This is a genomic window from Peribacillus tepidiphilus (genome assembly GCF_009466385.1).
In the GTDB taxonomy this organism is placed as follows: Bacteria; Bacillota; Bacilli; order Bacillales; family DSM-1321; genus Bacillus_BN; species Bacillus_BN tepidiphilus.
Genome location: NZ_WIAQ01000003.1, coordinates 33,660 through 53,361, shown reverse-complemented (window position 1 = coordinate 53,361; position 19,702 = coordinate 33,660). Strand labels below are relative to the sequence as shown.

Annotated in this window: 23 protein-coding genes; all 23 read right to left on the bottom strand. The window is 36.4% G+C overall.

From position 1 onward, the window contains the following. Window positions 1-33: 33 nt before the first annotated feature. The 23 genes from GD441_RS03495 to GD441_RS03385 all read right to left on the bottom strand — a co-directional run bounded on the left by GD441_RS03495 (window position 34) and on the right by GD441_RS03385 (window position 19,681). Window positions 34-672, bottom strand: coding sequence for a DUF6115 domain-containing protein (locus GD441_RS03495; protein WP_153123749.1), 639 nt, complete (start codon window positions 670-672; stop codon window positions 34-36). A 9-nt stretch (window positions 673-681) separates the two neighbouring features. Continuing rightward, window positions 682-993 carry a hypothetical protein gene (locus tag GD441_RS03490; RefSeq protein WP_153123747.1) on the bottom strand — a complete coding sequence of 104 codons (312 nt, stop codon included), beginning with the start codon at window positions 991-993 and terminating at the stop codon, window positions 682-684. A gap of 67 nt (window positions 994-1,060) precedes the next feature. Beyond that, window positions 1,061-2,422 (bottom strand): FapA family protein, encoded by a 1,362-nt coding sequence (locus GD441_RS03485; protein WP_153123745.1) that lies wholly within the window; start codon window positions 2,420-2,422, stop codon window positions 1,061-1,063. A gap of 28 nt (window positions 2,423-2,450) precedes the next feature. Further along, window positions 2,451-3,215, bottom strand: a complete 765-nt coding sequence (locus tag GD441_RS03480; protein ID WP_153123743.1) for a FliA/WhiG family RNA polymerase sigma factor — start codon at window positions 3,213-3,215, stop codon at window positions 2,451-2,453. A 226-nt stretch (window positions 3,216-3,441) separates the two neighbouring features. Next, entirely contained in the window at window positions 3,442-3,777 is a 336-nt protein-coding gene (locus GD441_RS03475; protein ID WP_153123741.1) for a hypothetical protein, read from the bottom strand. Continuing rightward, on the bottom strand, window positions 3,777-4,274 hold the full coding sequence (locus GD441_RS03470; protein WP_153123739.1) for a chemotaxis protein CheD: 498 nt from the start codon (window positions 4,272-4,274) through the stop codon (window positions 3,777-3,779). The genes GD441_RS03475 and GD441_RS03470 overlap by 1 nt, the downstream gene beginning before the upstream one ends. Further along, window positions 4,267-4,905 (bottom strand): chemotaxis protein CheC, encoded by a 639-nt coding sequence (locus GD441_RS03465; protein ID WP_153123737.1) that lies wholly within the window; start codon window positions 4,903-4,905, stop codon window positions 4,267-4,269. Before GD441_RS03465 ends, GD441_RS03470 begins: the two co-directional genes overlap by 8 nt. Window positions 4,906-4,910: 5 nt before the next feature. After that, a complete protein-coding gene (locus GD441_RS03460) occupies window positions 4,911-5,363 on the bottom strand; it encodes a chemotaxis protein CheW (RefSeq protein WP_153123984.1) in 453 nt (150 codons plus the stop codon). 101 nt (window positions 5,364-5,464) lie between these two features. After that, on the bottom strand, window positions 5,465-7,525 hold the full coding sequence (locus tag GD441_RS03455) for a chemotaxis protein CheA (protein WP_153123735.1): 2,061 nt from the start codon (window positions 7,523-7,525) through the stop codon (window positions 5,465-5,467). Window positions 7,526-7,549: 24 nt separating this feature from the next. Beyond that, window positions 7,550-8,641, bottom strand: coding sequence for a protein-glutamate methylesterase/protein-glutamine glutaminase (locus GD441_RS03450; protein ID WP_153123733.1), 1,092 nt, complete (start codon window positions 8,639-8,641; stop codon window positions 7,550-7,552). A gap of 10 nt (window positions 8,642-8,651) precedes the next feature. Next, window positions 8,652-9,518, bottom strand: coding sequence for a MinD/ParA family protein (locus tag GD441_RS03445; RefSeq protein ID WP_153123731.1), 867 nt, complete (start codon window positions 9,516-9,518; stop codon window positions 8,652-8,654). Then, window positions 9,502-10,698, bottom strand: coding sequence for a flagellar biosynthesis GTPase FlhF (gene flhF, locus GD441_RS03440; RefSeq protein WP_153123729.1), 1,197 nt, complete (start codon window positions 10,696-10,698; stop codon window positions 9,502-9,504). Before flhF ends, GD441_RS03445 begins: the two co-directional genes overlap by 17 nt. Continuing rightward, the gene (gene flhA, locus GD441_RS03435) at window positions 10,695-12,731 is read right to left on the bottom strand and encodes a flagellar biosynthesis protein FlhA (protein WP_153123727.1); all 2,037 of its coding nucleotides are present in this window, start codon (window positions 12,729-12,731) and stop codon (window positions 10,695-10,697) included. The genes flhF and flhA overlap by 4 nt, the downstream gene beginning before the upstream one ends. A gap of 43 nt (window positions 12,732-12,774) precedes the next feature. After that, window positions 12,775-13,857, bottom strand: coding sequence for a flagellar biosynthesis protein FlhB (gene flhB / locus GD441_RS03430; RefSeq protein WP_153123725.1), 1,083 nt, complete (start codon window positions 13,855-13,857; stop codon window positions 12,775-12,777). Beyond that, window positions 13,858-14,634 carry a flagellar biosynthetic protein FliR gene (gene fliR, locus GD441_RS03425; protein WP_153123723.1) on the bottom strand — a complete coding sequence of 259 codons (777 nt, stop codon included), beginning with the start codon at window positions 14,632-14,634 and terminating at the stop codon, window positions 13,858-13,860. Window positions 14,635-14,638: 4 nt separating this feature from the next. Continuing rightward, window positions 14,639-14,908 (bottom strand): flagellar biosynthesis protein FliQ, encoded by a 270-nt coding sequence (gene fliQ / locus GD441_RS03420; RefSeq protein WP_153123720.1) that lies wholly within the window; start codon window positions 14,906-14,908, stop codon window positions 14,639-14,641. Between the two features lie 12 nt (window positions 14,909-14,920). Next, window positions 14,921-15,586, bottom strand: a complete 666-nt coding sequence (gene fliP / locus GD441_RS03415; protein ID WP_153123718.1) for a flagellar type III secretion system pore protein FliP — start codon at window positions 15,584-15,586, stop codon at window positions 14,921-14,923. Next, window positions 15,583-16,236 carry a flagellar biosynthetic protein FliO gene (locus GD441_RS03410; protein WP_153123716.1) on the bottom strand — a complete coding sequence of 218 codons (654 nt, stop codon included), beginning with the start codon at window positions 16,234-16,236 and terminating at the stop codon, window positions 15,583-15,585. The genes fliP and GD441_RS03410 overlap by 4 nt, the downstream gene beginning before the upstream one ends. A gap of 32 nt (window positions 16,237-16,268) precedes the next feature. Further along, entirely contained in the window at window positions 16,269-16,631 is a 363-nt protein-coding gene (locus GD441_RS03405) for a response regulator (protein WP_153123714.1), read from the bottom strand. Window positions 16,632-16,649: 18 nt separating this feature from the next. Further along, entirely contained in the window at window positions 16,650-18,005 is a 1,356-nt protein-coding gene (fliY, locus tag GD441_RS03400) for a flagellar motor switch phosphatase FliY (protein WP_153123712.1), read from the bottom strand. Beyond that, window positions 17,995-18,993 carry a flagellar motor switch protein FliM gene (gene fliM, locus GD441_RS03395; protein ID WP_153123709.1) on the bottom strand — a complete coding sequence of 333 codons (999 nt, stop codon included), beginning with the start codon at window positions 18,991-18,993 and terminating at the stop codon, window positions 17,995-17,997. The genes fliY and fliM overlap by 11 nt, the downstream gene beginning before the upstream one ends. A 45-nt stretch (window positions 18,994-19,038) precedes the next feature. Beyond that, window positions 19,039-19,467, bottom strand: coding sequence for a flagellar basal body-associated protein FliL (fliL, locus tag GD441_RS03390; protein WP_153123708.1), 429 nt, complete (start codon window positions 19,465-19,467; stop codon window positions 19,039-19,041). Beyond that, window positions 19,457-19,681, bottom strand: a complete 225-nt coding sequence (locus tag GD441_RS03385; protein ID WP_153123706.1) for a flagellar FlbD family protein — start codon at window positions 19,679-19,681, stop codon at window positions 19,457-19,459. Before GD441_RS03385 ends, fliL begins: the two co-directional genes overlap by 11 nt. Between the last annotated feature and the right edge of the window lie 21 nt (window positions 19,682-19,702).

The window sequence follows — 19,702 nt, the reverse complement described above, 5'->3', positions numbered from 1 at the left end:
AAAAAAATGTGGAATCAAGTAGATTTCACATTTTTATGAGTTGAACTTCAATAATAACTCTATTTCAGTCTTACCTTTATTCAGCTTTTTGGCGATTTCCTCCGGTTCTAACCCTTCTTTATATAAAGAAACCACCTGCTCTGTTAGTGTCAATTTTATATCCTCATTATGTTTTTGTAGCTGCTTTTCAAACGAAGTTTTAGCCTTGTTTTGATTGCCAAGTGTCTGCCTGTCTTTTTTATTTGCCTTAATGTAGTTATGTTTAATTTCCAAAGAGTCTTCGATCTTCATTAATTTACTATATTCCTCTATCTCCTTTACATCTGTATCCGAGTTACCATATTTGTAAACGTTTTGAACTTGACGAATAGAAGGTACTGTTTTTTGGACATTTTCCCCACGATTTGTCGAAGTTTGTACCGTATTCCGTTCAAGATTATGATCTTTTAAGGCTGATGGGTTTTCATGTCTTTTTGACACCATTTCGAGTAGCTTTTCATTTTCCTCCTTCATTTCCAAAATGAAGGATTGAAAAATTTCCTCGAGCTCGTTTATCAGTTGTTTTTGCTTTTTTTCTCCCTTAATCAAAAGATTTTGACGTTGATACAAGACAATGATCGCAAATATCGCAATGAAGTTTATGATAAAACTAAGAATAATAAAAAATATCATAACAACCTCTTATCCTGAGTAATCTATTTTATTCCCCTTGTAGGGATGGTTTAATTTTGCATGTCCTTTTTTATTCTGCTTTTTATTATTTTGTGATGGATCCTGCCCTGATTCCTTCGATTCCCCTTCCTTATTAAATTCAGCCTTTTCCTTTTGGCTGCTTTTCAAAACCGTTTTTTGCTGCTTTTCGCTTTCCTTTTTCATTTCTAGCGAAGCAAAATCCTGTGAAAGTTGCCCTCTTTGCTGCAATTGCTCTTGAATTTTCCCTGCGTCTTGTGTCCTAGGCAACGCAACCTGCATTTCAATGGCCTTTAAAGACATGCATACACTTCCTTTTTCAGAGGGATTCCTTACAAAAAAGTCCATTTATTAGGTCTGTACATATCGATTATAAAGGAATGGTGATGATTTCTCCTTGTCTAAAAACAAACTTACAAGCTTTAACTGCTTGTTGTGTTAATTTACGATATTTACCAAAACAAATTTGGGTATTTGGATGAATCGTACCGTGAACTTTTACATAAGCATCCTTATTTTCCGTATATTCTTCCATTAATTGATTATATTCATTTTGAAGCAGCATCAGCTTTTTTTCCAATGATAGCGAGGTGGTCTGTTGTTTGTTCAATAAGAGTTGTTCTTGCTGCGTTAAATTTTTTCGCGAATGTAAAACACCTTTAAGTTTATTTTTTAACACATGTAATTTTTCTAAAGATTCTTTTACTTCATCTATTTCTTTTTTAAGCTCTTTTTCATGGTTCAGTATGGATTGTAAATTGCCAACTAAAATTTCTGTTTTCGTGTAATGCTCGTTTCCGATCTCACCTACTTCAATCCCTTTATTGGCAGAAACTCTTCCGCCAATAATCTGTCCTTTTGGTGCAAATACATGTCCTCCACTTTCTACTGTGCTATGTAAAATAGAAGTCTCTACGTAAATATCGTTTCCTGCTTTACAAAATGCTTGATTTAGATATCGAGTATAAATGTTTACGCCAGCTTTCACCATCCCTCTTGATGCACCGGCAATACCTCCAGAAATTGAGATTGAACCTCCTGCAATTAACTCTGCTCCTTCCACTAAACCAGAAATTTTAATATCTCCTCCAGCTTTGATCGAATATCCTGTCGGAACATTCCCCTTAATCACTACATTCCCAATGAAATCAATATTGCCCACTTCCATATCAAGGTCACCTTGGACTTCAAAAACTGGAAAAACATTAATGGAATTGGAAGTAATGCTTATTTGACCATCCGTCGTTGCATAAACTTGATTCTGGTGAAAAAGTATATTTTTTCCTGGTCTCAACCTTGCGGGTCTACCATTTTTTGCAGGTACACTATTACCATAAACATCCATTCCACTAACACCTAGAGTTGGTGGAATGATCGTAGCTACGAGCTGCCCGCTTTTTACAGAAGGAATATTCATAATGTTTTTAAAATTAAAGTTCCTATTGTCAGATATTGATTTTTCTTCTGACGTATTGAATTCTGGTCTAATATATCCATCGCTACCATTTGAAGGAGCGATCCCTTCTGCAACTAAAACAGGATATTGACATTGATGCGGATTTGAGCACAATGAATGAATCGCTTCATGTTTCAGACCGAATATTATTTTTTTCTCATGTAGCCATTCCTTAAAGGATTGTTCCTCTAGCGAGATGTCGAGAGGGAGATCTCTCAATTTTACTGATGCCGACATATGATCTTTTGATAGGACTAATTCGAAGAATTCATTCACAAACTGCACCTACTCTCCATAAACATTATTACATTACATTTTCTAAAATACGTTTTATTTTGAACAACGCTTTTGAATGAATTTGTGATATTCGAGACGTTGATAAATTCATAACTTGTCCAATTTCCGTTAAGGTTAGCTCTTCTTTATAAAATAATTGAAGTACAAGCTGTTCATTTGGGTTAAGCGTAGAAATTATTTTGGACAGTTCTTCATACATCTCATTTTTAACTAAATGATCTTCAGGTAGAATTGCTTTTTCATCTCTTATGTGATAATGGACCCCTTCTTTTTCTTCTGAATCTAAAGGATGATCATCCATGGATAAAATGCTTGAAAAAAAACTTTCATTCATAGTCGTTATTACATCTTCTACTGAAAGTCCAAGCTCTTTTGCTATTTCATCAGCACTCACATTCCTCATATACTTTTGCTCTAATTTTTCAATCGTCAATTCAATTTTTTTTGCTTTTTCCCGGGTTCCCCTAGGAAGCCAATCTTCTTTCCGCAATCCATCAATTATGGCTCCACGTATCCGAAAAGAAGCATATGTATCAAATTTCAAATCTCTATTGGGATCAAAGCGTTCCAAAGCGTCAAAAAGCCCCATCATACCTAAACTTCTTAAGTCCTCTCTGCTCACACTCTTTGGCAAATTTACAGAGATTCGTTGAACGTGATAGGAAACAAGTGGCAAGTATTTTTTGACTAACAAATCACCTGCGTGCTGATCACGACTATCAATCCATTTTTTCCATAGTAGCTGTTCTTCAACGTTAGTCAGTTGAGACAATTTTTCTCCTCCTAACACCCTGATACAGAAGCTTTTGCTTCTATTATTATATCAAATTAACACTTATATTTATAGAGAATGAAAGTAGGTAAGCTGCAATTATTGTAGTTTCCTACCTATAGATCAATTATTTACTCTATAAGAATCTTTCATTAAGTCCCTTCTCTAAAACATGCAAAAAACATTTAAAAAAATAGTCAGCAAAGTTACAGAACTGTGCTGACTATTACTTCTTACTATCACTCATTAATTTCTGAATATAAGCAGTAACTTGTTTTACATCTTCCTCTGAAAGGTCCATGTGTTGATTCTTTGATAGGCTGTTAACGACTTTTTCAACTTGAGCACCTTGTTTTATAGGCTCTACATTGTCACTTTTTTGTTCATTTAATGATAAAAAAAATAGTCTACGAAACAGAAAGGCCACGATAAAAAAAATACATCCTATTATTGCTGATTCCAATATGGTTTGAAGGGGATAATACTTACTATATGTAAGCAATAAATAAATCAAAAACCCTGAAATTGAAAAGAGAATATTGATCCAAATCGAACCGACCATTAAATATCGGCAGCTCCTTTATTTACTGTTCTTACATTCAACAAGCATGTCTTTGGATTAAATTCTATCGTTCTTCCATTGTTTCCACCTACATCTTCAGCAACAATTGGGATTCCAAGCTTTCTTAAACAATGTTTTACCGCTTCAACATTTCTTGGTCCGATCCTCATTAAGTCATTTCCACTAGAAAATTGGAACATTTGAGCTCCTCCGGCAATCTTTGCTTTTAAGGAAGATGGCCTTGCACCTTCACGAATGAGTCTCTTGACTAGTTCATTAATACCTGTGTCAGCATATTTGGCAATATTAATGTGCCCTTCCTTGGCCAAAGAAGAATCTGGTAACATCACATGCACCATACCGGCCAATTCTTTAATTTGGTCATAAATGACAACTCCAACGCAAGAACCTAACCCTGATGTTCGAATCACATGTGGGTAGCGTACAATATTCATATCAGCAATCCCTACTTTTATGACTTTTGCGATTTCATTCATTCACAGGAACTCCTAGTGCAGAGAAAATAATTTCAAAAGAGTTCGGATCTGGTAATAAGAAGAAATGCCCTTTCACGCTACCGAATTGTGCATCATCCTCATTCAAAGCAGTATCAATGACAATCGCGTAATCACTCACTTGAGAAAGTTCCAAGAGACCAAAGCTAATAACTGCTCCAACCATATCGATAGACAGAGCTGGAACAGAAGGGTATAGATGTAATCTTGTAAAATCAGATAAGGAAGAAAGATAGGATCCTGAGAGTATATTTCCAAGCTCTTGAAGCGCAGAAACAGCTATTTCTGGATAGGGAGGAGAGGTAAAGTCAATATTCTCCTCTCCAGTCATCTGATAAATGAAGTGACTCGCTTGCTCCAAGGATAAAACGAAAAACATGCTCCCTGGAGCCTCTCCGTCAATTCTTAAAAAAACACTGGCAACGATATTGTCAGGACCTCCCGCCAATTCCATCATTTCGTCAAATGAAACGATCCGGACATCGGGGACCTTCATATCAATTTTTTTATTTAACAAAGTGGATAAGGCAGTTGCAGCATGACCTGCCCCGATATTTCCGATTTCCTTTAAGATATCGAGATGAATGGAAGAAATTTTATTAATAAATGACATAATGATTATTCATCTCCGCGCACTTCTTTTAATCCTTGTGGATTTAAAACTTTTTCTAGGTTAATTAAAATGAGAAGTCTTTTGTCAATTTTTGCTACCCCGTTTATATAATCAGCTTCCACAGTTCCAACTACTTCGGGCTGTGGTTCAATATTTTGACTTGGTATATCAATAACATCATTTGCTGCATCTACAATTAAACCGACTTCCATATCATTCAAGGCGACAATGATAATTCTTGTGCTTTCCGAGTATTCACATTCTTCAAGTTCAAAACGGGAACGAAGGTCAATAATCGGAGTAACAACCCCTCTCAAATTGATAACCCCTTTTACATAAGGAGCTGTTTTAGGCACCCTTGTTATATGTTGAACTTTTTCGATCGAGCGAACTTGGTTAACCGGAATGGCATATTCTTTCCCTTTCAATTGAAAAACAATTACTTTAATATCCGTCATTGCAACTTGCACCACCATCTACTCCCCCTTTAACAACCGCATGATCCATGATTGTCACACTTGGTTAATGATAACTATATATATTAAAAACTCTAAGATTATTATTTTATTAAAGCATTGCAATCAATAATTAAGGCAACTTGACCATCGCCGAGAATCGTAGCACCGGAAATAGCAAAGACAGAATTTAAGTAATTACCAAGAGACTTGAGGACAATTTCTTGTTGACCGATAAATGAGTCTACAACAAGTCCAGCCATTTTGTCTCCTTTTCTTACGATAACAACTGAGAAGAATTCATCTCCCTCATCGTACACTGGTATTTCAAAGATTTCTTTCAAATCTAACAATGGAACGACCTTACCTCTAAAATCGATGACTTGTTGATTGTGGGCATTCAAGATTTCATCTTTTCTCACAATGGCCGTTTCAATAATAGATGAAAGTGGAATAGCGAATTTCTCTTTTTGAATTTCAACAAGCATAACGGAAATAATCGATAACGTTAAAGGAAGCTGAATCGAGAAAACTGAGCCTTCTCCTTCTTTTGAATCAATGGAAACAGATCCTCCAAGAGATTCAATTGTGTTCTTGACGACATCAAGCCCTACCCCACGTCCTGAAACATCTGAAATTTTCTCTGCAGTGGAAAATCCAGAAGCAAATATTAACTCAAATACCTGTCGGTCAGACATGGACGCAGCTGCCTGCTCAGAAACAATCCCTTTAGAAATTGCTTTTTTCAGCACTTTTTCCCTACTAATACCAGCACCATCATCTTCAATTTCAATGAATACGTGATTACCGCTATGGTACGCTTTTAGGACTACATTTCCCTCTTCTTGCTTTCCTTTTTTTACACGTTCTTCCGGTACCTCTATTCCATGATCAATTGCATTTCGTAATAGATGAACTAATGGGTCACCAATTTCATCAATAACCGTTCGATCAAGCTCCGTTTCAGCACCTACGATTTCCAAATTGATTTTCTTATTTAAATCACGTGCCAACTGACGAACCATTCTAGGGAATCGATTGAACACTGTTTCAACAGGGACCATCCGCATGTTAAGTATAATATTCTGTAAATCTCCTGAAATTCTGGACATTCTTTCGACAGTTTCATGAAGTTCTTGATTATTTAAATCTCTAGAAATTTGTTCAAGCCTTCCACGATCAATCACTAGTTCTTCAAATAGATTCATAAGAATATCCAGTCGTTCAATATTCACTCTGATTGTCTTATTGGTATTGGCCTGTTTGTTTCCAGCTTTCTTCGTTTGATCCTCAGATTTATTTTTTTCGGAATTTGATGGCACAGATTGGGTATCTTTTACATTTTCTGATACAATGACAGGTACATTTTCATGTTCAGATGCATTTCTTATTGAGTTGAAATTCACCGGGATTACTTCAACTTTTTCTACCTCAGAAACCTTCAATACCTTTTTCTGGATATCTTCTGCCGATTCTTTTGTAACCAATGTTACAGTAAACTCGGAATCAAATTGTTCTTCTTCTAATTGTTCAGCTGGAGGAGTAGATTTAATGACTTCACCGATTTTCTCTAACACTTCAAAAACCATAAAAACCCTAGCTGCTTTTAAAAGACAGTCCTCCCTTAAATGAACTGTAACCTCATAACTTTCAAATCCCTGCTCTTTTGATTGTTGCAGTACGGTTAGCTCGAATTCATCATAATGGCTTTTAGATGAGACGTTATTTTCCACAACAGTAGTTGCTGAAACCTCTGCCTTGGCGTTTCCTTGTTTAAGTGGAGATTCTCCCTTTTCAATAATCTGAAGCTTTGAAACAACGTCAGATACGTCTCGTTTCCCATCTCCACCCGATGCAATGGACATGACCATTTCCTCCAAATGATCTACCGCTTCAAACACTACATCTAAAATTTCAGGCGAAACTTTTATTTTGTGGTTACGGATTCCATCTAGCACATTTTCCATTTTATGGGTTAAATTAGCTAAATCCTCGTATCCCATTGTTGCAGACATTCCTTTTAATGTGTGAGCTGAACGGAATATCTCATTCACAATGGTCAAGTCTTCAGGATTTTTCTCCAGTTCAAGTAATTGTTCGTTACATGTTTGAAGGTGTTCTTTACTTTCTTCGATAAAAACTTCTAAATACTGATTCATATCCATATTATTACCCACACCCCTCAATAATTAACAATATTTCAAAATCGCTTCCCCTATATGTTCAACACGTTCAATTATGTCCACCATATTTGTGGCAATCGCAGCTTTAGGCATACCAAAAACGATTGAGGTCTCTTGGGCCTCAGCAATACAAACCGTATTCCTATTTTTCTTCAATTCTATTAGTCCTTTAGCACCATCTGTTCCCATGCCTGTCATGATGACTGCTATGACGGAATAATCCGACAACTCACTAACTGATTCAAACATCACATCAACTGAAGGTCGATGTCCATTCTTCTGAGGGGTTTGATCGAGCCGAATGGCAAGGCTTGATCCTACCTTTCTCACTTTAAGATGATAGCCTCCAGGAGCTATATAAACTGTACCTTTTTGAATGATTTCACCTTCTTCTGCTTCCTTTACATGAACGTCACAAATAGTATCTAATCTAGAAGCCAATGATTTGGTAAAACCAGGAGGCATATGCTGAACGACAAGAATAGGAGCATCGATGGTTTTCGGAAAAGTTGTTAGAACATATTGTAAGGCCCTAGGCCCCCCAGTTGAAGTACCTATACAGATCAGTTTCTTGGATGCAGAATTCCAAGAATAAGGAACGGATATATTCCTATTCTTCGGTTCTATTTTACTATAACCTTTAGCTTCTGACAGTGTTGTTTTTCCAATGATAGAATTTTTTTGTAATTTATGAACACTCGTTTTGCTGGCCTCAACTACTTTTTCCTTGAGTTCTTCCTTAATCCTGTGCAAATCTAAGGATATGGCTCCTGATGGCTTAGCTATAAAATCAAATGCGCCATATTGCATGGCTCGCAATGTATTTTCAGCGCCTTCAAGTGTCGTACTTGAAAGCATGACCACTGGAGTGGGACATTCGTTCATAATTCTTTTTAAAGCTTCAAGACCGTTCATGATAGGCATTTCAATATCTAAAGTTACAACATCTGGCTTCATTGTTTTAATTTTCAATAAAGCATCCTCGCCGTTACGGGCTGTTCCCATAACATCAATACGTGGATCTTCGTTTAGAAAATCAGATATTAGCTTCCTCATAAATGCCGAATCTTCAACAATCAGAACTTTAATCTTTTTCATAGGTAAAGTCCTACTTTCGTGCAAAAATGTTTTTTAATCTACCTAGAAAATTATTTTTTCTTATAGATAAGTTTCCCTCGGTACTTCGATCTACATACCGCAAAGTAATATCTTCAATTGCCAGGGACACATCAGATTGAGGACTGAAAAGAAGAAAAGGAATTTGTCGGGATACTGCTTTAGAAACTAGCTTATTATCCGGTATGTATCCAAGCGGTGTAATCTCTTTTTGCAGAAATTTCCGAATTGCGTTTTGCAATCTTGCAATGGTTTCCTTTCCTTCCTTCTCGTTTTGTACCCTGTTGCAAACAAGGAAAAAGGGAATGTCTTTTTTTAAGGATGTAATATACTTAATGATGGAATATCCGTCCATAATGGAGGTTGGCTCTGGTGTCGTAATCGTGATAATATCATCTACACATCTAATGAATTTCGATGATTCCTGTGAAATTCCAGCACCCATATCAAAAATGATATAATCATATTTCTCAAGAACTTTTTGAAATTCTTCTTGAAATCTCAAGAATTGATGATCAGTCATTTGAAAAATAAATGACAAACCAGTTGCTCCACTTATAAATGACACATTTTCTGGTCCTTTTGTAATAATTTCTTCTAATGACATACCTTTTTGAAAAAAATCAACTATATTTTTGTCGGAACTGTTTCCCATAAGAATATCAATATTTCCCATTCCTATATCCATATCAAATAGTAACACGCTGTAGCCTTTTTGGGATAAGCAAATGGAAAAGTTTAACGAAAAATTCGATTTTCCCACTCCCCCTTTGCCACTAATTACAGCAAGAGTCCTTCCGTATGTGATCTGAGAAAAATCTCTTAATTGGTCTCGTAATTTTTCAGCTTGATCCCTCATGGTTTTCGACTCCAAATATAGATTGAGTAATAAATTCAGGTGAGGCTTTAATGATATCATCAGGGACATTTTGGCCATTTGTAATATAAGCTGCAGATAGTTGATAATTTGTGATCATATTATACATAGCACCAAAAGAAGAAGTTTCATCCATTTTTGTAAAAATAACCTGATGAATTGGGATGATGGAAAACTGGTTATAAATAGCTTCCATATCTTTTTGTTTGGCAGTTAGTGATAGAACCAAATACGTTTCCATATCATTATCGAAATCAATTAACTGCATCAAATCCTTAACATACTCCTGATTTCGAAAATTTCTACCTGCAGTGTCAATGAAAATTAAATCATAATGATTGAATTTTTCGGCAGCTTTTTTAAAATCCTCAAGGTTATAGGCCACTTCAATCGGTACATTTAAGATCTTTGCATACGTTTGTAATTGGTCGATTGCCGCAATTCGATATGTATCAGTTGTAATAAAAGCGACATTTTTATTGTGTTTTATCACGTTTTCAGCAGCGAGTTTTGCTAACGTTGTAGTTTTCCCTACCCCAGTGGGTCCTACAACATTAATAAATTTTTTTTGAAAAGCATATTTTTGTTCGGTTAAGTCGTTAAGTTGTTGAGTCATTTTTGATTTTACATAATTTAAAAGCTCTTCTTTTGATCGTGTTCCTTCATTTTTTTCATATACCGATAATAACTCCTCCATAAAGGATAGAATGGCAGACTCATGAATTTCTTGCTCCCTTAACATTTCTTCTATTTCAAGAATGGGTTTTGGATAAACGGTTGCTTTTCCTGCTTTTACATGAATGTCTTTCACAATTTGTTTAAGATCACTAATCTCTTTCAATAGTTTTAATCCGTTTTCTTCCGATGGTACTGTACTAACCTGATAGGTTTTAATAGATTGTGATACTCCCTTTGTAGAAACATTAGATGGTAGAGTTTCTTTTTTGCTTTTTGGCTTTTCTTTTAAGACAGGGGATTGAAGTTCATTCACGCTAGCATCAACACCTGCAATTACCTCGATGCTTCTTTTTTTGAACAAGCCCAAAAAACCACCAGAATATACAACTTTAGAGTTAAGTATGACTGCATCACTGCCAAGCTCAGTGCGTATTTTTTTCATTGCTTCTGACATAGAAGGTGCAACATATTTTTTCACTTTCAATCTATATTCACCACCCCAACGCTTTGTACCTCAACATTTGATTCTAGTTCGTTATAAGAAAGGATTGGTACGTGAGGAAAATACCTTTCCGTAAGCTGTCTAAAATACATCCTTATTGCTGGTGAACAAAGTACAATTGGCGTCTGCTCCATTAAGGACATCTCTTCAAGCTTATTTGCGAGCGATTGAAGAATCGCCTGTGAAACATCCGGATCTATTGAGAGATAGTTTCCATGTTCTGTTTGTTGAATACCTTCTGCGATCAATTTTTCAACTTTGCCCGAAACCGTCAAAACCTTTACATGATTTTCTTGTCCGATATATTGGCTTGTAATTTGTCTAGCAAGATTTTGTCGAACATATTCCGTCAGTAAATCTGTATCAGTTGTCACCTTTCCATAATCAGCTAGAGTCTCAAAAATGATTGGTAAATTGCGGATTGAAACTTTTTCTTTTAACAACTTTGCCAAAACTTTTTGAATTTCACCAATAGATAAAGGATTTGGAGTTACTTCTTCAACCAGTATTGGTGAGCTCTCAGCTAAATGGTCAATTAGCTGCTTCGTTTCCTGTCTTCCAATTAAAATATGTGCATTTGATTTAATCACTTCTGTTATATGTGTGGAAACTACGCTTGGTGGATCTACTACAGTGTATCCCATCATTTCTGCCTGTTCTTTCATATCTTCACTGATCCATTTTGCAGGTAATCCAAAGGAAGGTTCGATCGTATCAATTCCTTCAATGGAGTCATCCTCAATCCCAGGGCTCATTGCCAAATAATGATCTAAGAGTAGCTCTCCCCTTGCCACTTCATTCCCTTTAATTTTCAAACGGTATTCGTTCGGATTTAATTGAATATTATCTCTAATTCGTACTACGGGTATGACAAGTCCCATTTCGATGGCAAGCTGTCTCCGTATCATGACAACACGATCCAGCAAATCTCCACCTTGATTTGTATCCGCTAGAGGAATTAATCCATAACCGAATTCAAATTCAATTGGATCGACATTCAATAGATTTACAACGCTTTCTGGACTCTTCATTTCGTCTATTTCGATTTCTTGTTCAATTTCCTGCATTTCTATTTCATTAGGTTTTGGTGCTCTATTTATCATATACCCGCCAATAGTTAAGACAGCAGCAATTGGGATCGTAAATAAATCATTAATTGGTGTAAAAAGTCCAAGAAGTAATATAGTCCCCCCAGTCACATAAAGCATTTTAGGATATGAAAACAACTGCTTAGAAATGTCTTCTCCAAAGCTTCCTGTAGAAGCCGCTCTTGTCACGATAATACCAGTAGCTGTAGAAAGCAAAAGAGCTGGAATCTGACTGACGATTCCGTCACCAACCGTCAAAAGTGAAAAGCGTACTGCTGCCTCTGAAACACTTAAGTCTAGCTGCATAATGCCGATTATCATGCCAAAAATCAAGTTGATTAATACAATAATGATCCCAGCAATGGCATCTCCTTTTACAAACTTACTGGCACCATCCATGGATCCGTAAAAATCCGCCTCTTGACCAATTTTTTCTCGACGCTCACGAGCTTCCTTTTCTGTGATCATTCCGGCATTCAGGTCAGCATCTATACTCATTTGCTTACCTGGCATCGCATCAAGTGTAAAGCGGGCAGCAACCTCTGAAACACGTTCAGCTCCCTTGGTAATGACGATAAATTGAATAATGACAAGAATAAGAAATACTACCATACCAACCAAAACTTTTCCGCCTACTACAAACGTCCCAAACGTCTCAACCACTCCACCTGCTTCACCTTTACTAAGTATGGAACGGGTTGTAGAAACGTTTAAACCCAGTCGAAACAATGTAAGAAGTAGTAACAGCGAAGGAAAAATAGAAAGCTCAAGCGGCTCTTTCATATTCATGGCAGTTAGAAGCACTAAAAGGGCAAGAGATATATTTAATAGAATTAAAAAACTTAATAGCCAAGTAGGCAGTGGAATAATGAGCATTGCAATAATTATAATTACGCTAATGAGAACAGATAAATCTCTTGCTGACATCGTTTTCTCTCCTAACTAACTTGCAATTTGAAGAATATAAGAGTTACAATTTTTTCTTCGTTTTATAAACAAAAGCTAAAATTTCAGCAATTGCCTTGAAAAATTCTTCTGGGATGGTTTGCCCGATTTCAACCTGATCATATAATGCTCTGGCCAGTGGGCGATTTTCAATCATCGGTACATCATTTTCTTTCGCAACAAATTTAATCTTTTGTGCAATAAAGTCTACACCTTTTGCTACAACAAAAGGGGCATCAAATTTCTTTTCATCATATTTAATAGCAATCGCAAAATGTGTAGGGTTTGTTATGACAACATCTGCTTTTGGCACTTCCTGCATCATGCGCTGCATGGCCATTTCTCTTTGCTTTTGCTTAATTTTCGATTTTATCAACGGATCCCCTTCAATATTCTTATATTCATCCTTTATATCCTGTTTGGACATCCGAATGCTTTTTTCAAAATCATATTTTTGATATAAATAGTCCAATAAAGATAAAAACAATAAGGCGAGTGAAGAAAAAAGACCTACTTTAATCGTAATATCTGCCAAGGTTACAAGCGCAGCCCCTACTGGTTTTTTCGACAAGATTAGAATTTCATCCATCCTAATCCATACAACCATAAAAGCAATAAAACCAACAAAACTGATTTTCAGTATAGATTTTAAGAGCTCAACAATTGCCCTTAGGGAAAAAATCCTTTTAAAACCATTAATTGGGTTAATCTTGCTTAATTTAAACTGAATGGCTTCTGTAGAAAACAAAAATCCTACCTGCAAATAGTTAGCAACTATGCCACCAATCATGGCCACACCCATGACTGGAAGCAGAAATAACGCTGCCTTTTCGGTTACCTGAATGAAAATCATATGAATATTAGCTTCTGTTAAAGGCATAATCATGAACTCTTCAAAAGATTGTTTGTATAGCCCCAAGACAAGCTTTAACATATAGCTGCCAGTCATGTATAACAAGAAAAAAACTCCTAAAAGAACAATAGCAGTGTTGGCATCCTGGCTTTTGGCCACTTGCCCTTTCTTTCTAGCGTCCTGCCTTTTTTTAGGGGTCGCCTTTTCAGTTTTTTCTCCAGAAAAGAATTGTAAATCCAATCGGAGTAGTTGCAATTAAACTCCTCCCATCCATTCCATAAGCCCTCTCATCGTCGTAATAGTATATTCAAATAATTGCTGGACTGAGCCAAGAAGAATCCCCATAACAACTAATAGGACAAGAAAACTAATACCAATTTTCAAAGGTAAACCTACAACAAAAATGTTTAATTGCGGAACGGTCCTTGCCAATATTCCTAATACAACATCTACAATGAACAAGCTTCCTACGACTGGAATCGCTAATTGAAATGCTATGATGAATGCTGAATTAAAACTACGAACTACAAACTTCAGTAAATTTTCATCTCCAAATGGTATAAAAACTTGATCAAGCGGTATGAATTGATAGCTATAATAAATACCATCTAATAGTAAGTGGTGACCGTTTGTAGCTAGTAAAAACAACAAGGCAAATGTATAAAGATACTGTCCGATCAGAGGACTTTGCACACCCGTTTGGGGATCGATCACATTGGCAATTGCAAAACCCATTTGGAAATCAATAAATCCTCCAGCAATTTGAATAGCAGACATGATCACATAGGCAAAAAATCCAATAATTATCCCGACCAACGCCTCCTTTATAATAAGGAGATAATACGTATAATCAATCGATAGCTCTGGAATTTCCAATGTATAATACATAATCCAAGCTAAGAAAAAACTAAAACCGATCCGATGCGTTGTAGGGATTGTCCGATAAGAAAAAATCGGCATCGTTACAAAAAAGGAAGTAACCCGTACGAAAACTAGTAAGAATCCTGAAAACTGAGGCAATAAATCTTCCATTCTGTTAACCTACAAACCTATTGAGATTGCTAAAAATTTCACTTGCATACGACAACATATGTTCGAGCATCCAAGGACCAAAGAAAATCAATCCCAGCAAAACTGCAATAATTTTTGGAACAAAAGCAAGAGTTTGCTCTTGAATTTGTGTGGTTGCTTGGAAAATACTGACCAAAAGTCCAATTCCCAAGGCTAACAATAATAACGGACCACAAATAATAAGAACGGTATAAACCCCTTGCTCGGCAATTTTGATAACTAATTCATGGTTCATTACAATCACCATCTAAAAGCTTTGGAGCAATGACTTTACAACTAAGTACCAGCCATCGACCAAAACGAATAATAAAATTTTAAACGGCAAAGATATCATTACAGGCGGAAGCATCATCATTCCCATAGACATAAGAACACTAGCGACAATCATATCAATGACAAGAAATGGTATAAAAATCATAAAACCAATCTGAAAAGCTGTTTTGATCTCGCTGATCGCAAACGCAGGTACTAGAGCTGTGAGTGGAATGTCATCGATTGACTTAGGCTGATCCATTTTTGCATACGACAGGAACAGCTCAAGATCTTTTTGTCTTGTGTGATTGCTCATAAACTCTTTAAAAGGACCAGCTGCTTTCTCATAAGCCTGTTCAAGATTGATTTCTTCATTAAACAAAGGTGTTAAGGCCTGCTCATTTACCTCTTGAAAAGTTGGAGCCATAATAAAAAAAGTAAGAAACAATGCTAATCCAATCAACACTTGTGTTGGAGGCATTTGTTGTGTTGCCAAGGATGTCCTAACAAAACCAAGTACGATAATAATTCTAGTAAAACAAGTCATTAATATAAGAATACTAGGTGCAAGAGAAAGAACAGTCAAAAGAAGGAGCAGCTTAACAGAAGTTGAGACTGTGGATGGTTCACTGCTATTGAAAAATTCCATAAACTCATTCATTTGCTGTCATTTCCCTTCTTTTTCACTTCACTACTTATCTTTTTTCTTGATTGAGAAATATCCTGTAATTGCTTTTTTAATGTTTCCGTAAAACTAATTGTAATCTCTTCATGTTTTTTCTTATTGAGCATCCTTGAGAATAGATCACCGGCTTGAAGCATTGTGTCTACATCTTCATTAAAGCTATCAAGAAGTTCCTGGTACTCTTTTGGATCATTGATTTCCTTCAGTAACTGAATCGATTCGCCCACTCCTACAACTAGAATCGAGTTGCCTACTTTGACTAATTGAACAGAACGATTCGAACCCAGGCTTGTACCTCCTAAGTTCTGTACATAACGTACCTTTTGATAGGAGCGGCTTTTTTTGTTAATAAACTTTAAGACAAAATAAAGAAGTGCAACTACGAATATAGTTGCAGCAATCATTCGTAAAAAATCTAAGAATGAAAAACCAGTTGAAGCTTGATCATTGCTAACATTTTCTTCTAAATGTTGTTTTTCTGTGGAGCTCTTATTGATATTGTCCGATTTTTCATAAAAATCTTTTACAGTTTTTTCAACTTGTTCTGCATGAACAGGAACATCCAATCCATACAGAACAAGAACAAAAATAGCCAAAATTACATAAATAACCTTATTTTTTAGCAAGATGTTTTACACCCTCTAACTGCTACTAAAAGTTAGCTTAGCGTCTTATTAATTGCTTCAAGTACCCTGTCAGCCTGAAAAGGTTTCACAATAAAATCTCTGGCGCCTGCCTGAATTGCATCAATGACCATTGCTTGCTGACCCATCGCAGAACACATGATAACTTTAGCTGCGGGATTAATTTTCTTAATTTCTTTTAATGCAGTGATCCCATCCATCTCAGGCATCGTTATATCCATCGTTACAAGGTCAGGCTGTGTTTCTTTGTATTTTTCGATTGCTTGAACACCATCTGCTGCTTCTCCAACTACTTCAAAGCCATTCTTTGTTAAAATATCTTTAATCATCATTCTCATAAATGCTGCATCATCGACAATCAAAATCTTGTGCGCCATTTACTAATTACCCCCACATTAACGTAATTTTTTTAATCTGTCTGTTTGACTGATAATATCCGTTACTCTTACACCGAAGTTTTCATCAATGACTACAACTTCTCCTTTAGCTATCAATCTATTATTCACTAAAATATCAACCGGTTCTCCGGCTAATTTATCAAGTTCAATAATAGACCCACTTGATAATTCCAGAATTTCTTTTACAGATCTTTTCGTTCTTCCAAGTTCAACCGTAACCTGAAGCGGAATATCTAATAGCATATTTAAATTTTTCGTTTCAGATTCCTGTAGCTGATAAGGTTCAAAGCTAGAGAAACTAGCAGGCTGAATGTTTACTGTCTGACCCGTTCCTGTATGTATCGAACCAAAATGCTGCGGTCCTCCTTGAGGAAGCATACCCTGTGGCGGGAGATTAGGATTACCTTGTGGCGGATACCCATATCCAATATTTGGAACTCCTTGTGGTGGATTCCCATATCCTTGATAGTACGCTCCTTGCTGCTGATCATAATTTTGAGCACCTGTAAATACGGGCTGATGTACGTTCATGCCAGCTTGTTGCGCTGAATTAAAATTTTGCTGATCGTTTATTGAGCCACTCATGTTCGAACTGAAGTCAGTAGTGTTCAGTGATGGTTCTTGTTTAGGCTCCTCTTTTATTGGATCAATGGTTTCCGTATTGCCGGAAGAAGGATTTAATAATTCATTTACAAGATCTTTAGCAAATTTTATTGGAAGCAGCTGCATGATACTGGAGTCAACTAATTCCCCAATCTTAAGTCGGAAAGAAATTTTCACCAAAAGATCATCTGGAGGGAAATTCTCTTCTCCTTCACCCTGCTCCATGTTTAATAAGTCAATGATTGGAGGTGAAATATCCACCTTCTTATTGAAAATCGTCGACATGGAAGTTGCCGCAGAACCCATCATTTGGTTCATTGCTTCCTGAACTGCACTTAGTTGAATTTCCCCAAGCATATCAGTAGGATTTAATCCATCCCCACCCAGCATCAAATCGGCGATGATTGCGGCATCGCTTTGTTTAATGACCAGCAGGTTCACTCCTGAAAAGCCGGAAGTATAGTTAACTTGAATGGCTACATATGGTTGTGGAAATTCTTCAGATAGCTTAGATTTACTTACCAAACTCACAGTTGGTGTAGTAATATCCACTTTTTGATTTAATAAAGTGGACAAAGCAGTTGCGGAGCTGCCAAAAGAGATATTTCCAATTTCTCCAAGTGCATCTTGCTCCATATGACTTAAATAATCATCTACAAGGGGAGAATCCATCCCAATGTCTAAATCATCTTCTGTTCCTTTCAATAAAGCATCAATTTCATCTTGAGACAGCATTTCATCACTTATCATCCTCGTCTCCCCCCTTCACATTTTCTATGATTTGCACGGCCAATTTCCGGCCGATTTTCCCAGGTTGTGCCAAGAATTTTGGCACATCACCAATTTTTACTACAAAAGAGCTTTCAATTCTTTTATTCAAATCAATCACATCTCCTACATCAAGCATCAAAAAATCTTGAATAGAGATTTCTGTGGAACCTATTTCTGCGATAACTGGAACCACAGCTTTTTTCACTCGTTTTTCAAGCATTTCAATTTCTTGAGGAAGTCTTTCCTTCTTTGAGGTTTGCATCCAATAATGTACAGAAAGCTTTGGAATAATCGGCTCAAGTACAACATGTGGAATACATATATTAATCATGCCGGTTGTTTCACCAATTTGGGTATTTAAAGAAATCACAACAACCGTTTCATTTGGTGATACCATTTGCAAGAATTGGGGGTTTACCTCAAATTCAGTAAGAACCGGATCAATATCCGCAATGTTTGACCATGCCTCCTGTAAATTTTCAAACCCTCTTTCAAAAAGATTCGACATGATTTTCGTTTCAATTTCTGTCAAGTTTTCAACTTTGTTAATGCTAGCACCTCTTCCCCCTAACACGCGATCCATCATAGCGTACGCAATATTAGGATTAACCTCCATGAGAATTCTTCCGTCTAATGGCGGAACCTCAAATACATTGAGGATCGTCATCTTTGGAATGGAGCGAATAAACTCCTCGTATGGAATTTGGTCAGCAGAAGCGACGGTTATTTGCACATAAGTCCGTAATTGAGCCGAGAAAAAGGTTGTAAGAAGTCTTGCAAAGTTTTCATGAATCCTTGTCAAGCTCCTGATTTGATCTTTAGAAAACCGTAATGCACGCTTAAAGTCGTAGCTTTTGACCTTTTTTTCAGACTCTTCTTTTTTTAATTCGTCCGCACTCATTTCCCCAGTCGAAAGGGCTGAGAGCAGTGCGTCTATTTCACTTTGTGATAAAACCTCACCTGACAATCCATTCACCTCCGGATTTCTAAAGATAAGCTATTGAATCTAAGATTACTGGAGGATCGATGAAGTGATATACACCTTTTCAATAGTTCCTTTTTGCATAATGCTATTAAACCTTGTTTTTAGCTTCTCCTGCAATTTTTCCTTCCCTGCTTTGCCTTCCAGTTCTTCAGATTTCAGTTCTGATAGTTCAGTAATAATAATATTTTTCACTTGGAAATTTCTTTTCTCAAGCTCTTCTTTTGCTTTTTTGCTATCTGTTTGAATCGTAAAGGAAATTTTGATAAAATCTCCACTTGCCAAATTTGTCGTGATCTCAGGGACCTCCACAGAGGCTTCGATTATTTCATCAATTGTCGGCTCATTTGAAGCCGCTTCATCACCTGTAAACTTCATGATGACAACGACAGCAATTACACCAACGAGGGTAATGGAAACTAACAATATTAACATGATTGTCAAAAGCTTATTCTTCATTTTCAAAATCCTCCACATCTTTCTGAAATCCAAGAACATTTACAGAACGATAAAAATGAATAATGGCATCTCTTACTTCATCCTCGGATTCAGCAACCACATATTTTTTCCCATTCGTTAAAGTAATGATCGTATCTGGATGAGACTCCACCATTTCTATGTATAAAGCGTTAATATTGTAGCTTTTACCATTTAATCTCGTTACTTTAATCAAATTTATGGGGAGCTAAGAACA

Bases quoted from the DNA above. Each gene is read 5' to 3' on its own strand.
- GD441_RS03495 (WP_153123749.1), bottom strand. From the start codon at position 672: ATGATATTTTTTATTATTCTTAGTTTTATCATAAACTTCATTGCGATA.
- GD441_RS03490 (WP_153123747.1), bottom strand. From the start codon at position 993: ATGTCTTTAAAGGCCATTGAAATGCAGGTTGCGTTGCCTAGGACACAA.
- GD441_RS03475 (WP_153123741.1), bottom strand. From the start codon at position 3,777: ATGGTCGGTTCGATTTGGATCAATATTCTCTTTTCAATTTCAGGGTTT.
- GD441_RS03470 (WP_153123739.1), bottom strand. From the start codon at position 4,274: ATGAATGAAATCGCAAAAGTCATAAAAGTAGGGATTGCTGATATGAAT.
- GD441_RS03465 (WP_153123737.1), bottom strand. From the start codon at position 4,905: ATGTCATTTATTAATAAAATTTCTTCCATTCATCTCGATATCTTAAAG.
- GD441_RS03460 (WP_153123984.1), bottom strand. From the start codon at position 5,363: ATGACGGATATTAAAGTAATTGTTTTTCAATTGAAAGGGAAAGAATAT.
- GD441_RS03455 (WP_153123735.1), bottom strand. From the start codon at position 7,525: ATGGATATGAATCAGTATTTAGAAGTTTTTATCGAAGAAAGTAAAGAA.
- GD441_RS03450 (WP_153123733.1), bottom strand. From the start codon at position 8,641: ATGAAAAAGATTAAAGTTCTGATTGTTGAAGATTCGGCATTTATGAGG.
- GD441_RS03445 (WP_153123731.1), bottom strand. From the start codon at position 9,518: ATGAGGGATCAAGCTGAAAAATTACGAGACCAATTAAGAGATTTTTCT.
- flhA (WP_153123727.1), bottom strand. From the start codon at position 12,731: ATGTCAGCAAGAGATTTATCTGTTCTCATTAGCGTAATTATAATTATT.
- fliR (WP_153123723.1), bottom strand. From the start codon at position 14,634: ATGGAAGATTTATTGCCTCAGTTTTCAGGATTCTTACTAGTTTTCGTA.
- fliQ (WP_153123720.1), bottom strand. From the start codon at position 14,908: ATGAACCATGAATTAGTTATCAAAATTGCCGAGCAAGGGGTTTATACC.
- fliP (WP_153123718.1), bottom strand. From the start codon at position 15,586: ATGAATGAGTTTATGGAATTTTTCAATAGCAGTGAACCATCCACAGTC.
- GD441_RS03405 (WP_153123714.1), bottom strand. From the start codon at position 16,631: ATGGCGCACAAGATTTTGATTGTCGATGATGCAGCATTTATGAGAATG.
- fliY (WP_153123712.1), bottom strand. From the start codon at position 18,005: ATGATAAGTGATGAAATGCTGTCTCAAGATGAAATTGATGCTTTATTG.
- fliL (WP_153123708.1), bottom strand. From the start codon at position 19,467: ATGAAGAATAAGCTTTTGACAATCATGTTAATATTGTTAGTTTCCATT.